Raw genomic sequence first — 2,091 nt, 5'->3', positions numbered from 1 at the left:
CCCTGATGCAGGCCTCCAACATCGACAGTCCGCTGACGCGCTACCCCCGCACCTCCGTCATTGAGACGCGCGTGAAGAGCGTGTCGCGCCTGGACGACCGATCGGCGCTCGTTCGCTTCGAGACCGTCAGGCGCGACGCCGACGGCCCCTATCATTCCGCCGTGCCCTGGGTCGCCATCGTCGAGTATCGCTTCTCCGGCGAGCCCATGTCGGCCGAGGACCGCTTCCTCAACCCCCTGGGCTTCCAGGTGCTGAAGTACCGGCGCGATCCCGAGACCCTGACGCCGGTCGATGCTACGATCACACGCGACATCCAGGACCCCGTGCCGATCGAGGCGGAAGACGTAATGGTCGCCTCCCCAGGTGAGGCGACGCCGTGAAACGCCTCATCACTCTCCTTGCCCTGCTGCTCGGCACGCCGGCCGTCGCGCAGACGCCGCCCGCCCCCAACGAGGCGTCGGCCCAAACCCCGGGCGATCCGCGCCTGCGTGTCATCCCTTACGACCCTGCCCAGGTCGTGCGCCTCACGGCGGCGACCAACTACCAGATGACCTTGATCTTCAGTGCCGATGAGCGGGTGGAGAATGTCGCCATCGGCGACAGCGAGGCCTGGCAGGCGACGCTCAACCGCCGCGGCGACGCCCTCTTCCTCAAGCCGCTGCGCTCGAACGGCGTGACCAATATGACGGTCATTACCGATGCGCGCGTCTACAGCTTCGAGCTGTCGGCGGCCTACGGCCCGACCGCCGAGACGCCTTACACAGTGCGCTTCGCCTATCCCGACGACCGCTCGCGGGACGCAAACGAGCAGACCGCCCAGGCCGAGGTCGGCCGATACAAACTAAGCGGCGCCCGCGCCCTGCGTCCCAGCGCGCTCAGCGACGACGGCGTGCGCACCTATGTCGAGTGGCGCGCACAACAGACGCTTCCGGCGGTCTTCGCCATCGACGAACGCGGCGACGAAGTTCTTCTCGACGGTCACATGCGCGACGGACGCTATGTGGTGGACGCCGTCCATCCCACGTTGCTTTTCCGGCTGGAGCGCCAGACCGCGCGCGCCAATCGCATCCGCCCCAGGTCCGCCCGGTGAACGTCCACGTCAAGGATCCCCGCCTTCAAAAAGGCAACGAGGCGGACATCCGACCCATCGTCGCCAAACGCGGCGGCGGCGCCCCCCTCTGGCTGCTTATCGGCGGCGTCGTTCTGGGCGGCGTCCTGCTGTTCAGCGTTCTGGACGCCCAGCGCCGCGCCCTGACCGCGCCGACGACGCAAGTCCGAACCGCAGATGCGATGCAGATGTCGGCAACCCTTCCGCCGCTCTACATCATCCCCGAGCCGCCGCCTCCTCCGGCTCCGCCGCTTTCCGGGACGGCGGAAATGCTGACGGCGCCGCCGCCGCTGCAACAGGCGTCTCCCCAGCCCCCGGCTTCGCCTTTCGCTCCTCAACCTCCGCCGCCCAACTATGCGCCGCCGCCCTGGGCTTCATCGCCGCCGATGGCCGCCCCCCCTCAGCCATCTGCCTCAAGCAGCGCAGTCCTGGTGATCGACACCACCACGGGATCGGCGACGATCTCCAACCCTGACAGCGCCGCAACAGCGGAAAGGGCGGAACAGGGTTCGATCCAGGCGACACGGCTTGATCGCCGCGCCACGACGGTCCCGCAGGGCACGCTGATCCAGGCGGTGCTTGAGACAGCCCTGGACTCCACGCGACCCGGCCACGTCCGGGCCATCGTGTCTCGCGACGTCACCGGGTTCGATGGCAGCCGCATCCTCATTCCTCGCGGCACGCGGCTGTTCGGCGAGTATCAGGCCGACATGGCCGCCGGCCAAAGGCGGGCCCTCGTCCAGTGGACCCGCCTGGTCCGACCCGACGGCGTCACCATGGCTCTTGCCTCCCCGGCCGCCGACATGCAGGGCCGCGCCGGCATTCCCGGCCGAGTCAACAACCACTTCCTCGCCCGCTTCGGCGACGCCCTGCTGCAGACAACCCTGAACGTCGGCGCCAACCTCGCAGGGCAAAGCCTCAGCCGGGACGCTCCCGTCGTGGTCGCCCTGCCGGGCGCCATCCAGGGCGCAGCCGCCTCGGCC

General features: G+C 69.1%; 3 protein-coding genes. All 3 read left to right on the top strand.

Annotated elements, in window-relative coordinates; genetic code table 11:
- On the top strand, positions 1 to 380 hold a 380-nt coding region (locus tag HX774_RS16885), incomplete at its 5' end, for a type IV secretion system protein (protein ID WP_178828643.1).
- Entirely contained in the window at positions 377 to 1,090 is a 714-nt protein-coding gene (locus HX774_RS16880) for a TrbG/VirB9 family P-type conjugative transfer protein (protein WP_178828642.1), read from the top strand. The genes HX774_RS16885 and HX774_RS16880, both read left to right, overlap by 4 nt.
- On the top strand, positions 1,087 to 2,091 hold a 1,005-nt coding region (locus tag HX774_RS20430), incomplete at its 3' end, for a TrbI/VirB10 family protein (protein ID WP_218650492.1). The genes HX774_RS16880 and HX774_RS20430, both read left to right, overlap by 4 nt.

Source organism: Brevundimonas sp. P7753, from assembly GCF_013386595.1.
Taxonomy (GTDB): Bacteria; Pseudomonadota; Alphaproteobacteria; order Caulobacterales; family Caulobacteraceae; genus Brevundimonas; species Brevundimonas bullata.
This window is presented reverse-complemented; position numbering and strand designations above follow the sequence as displayed.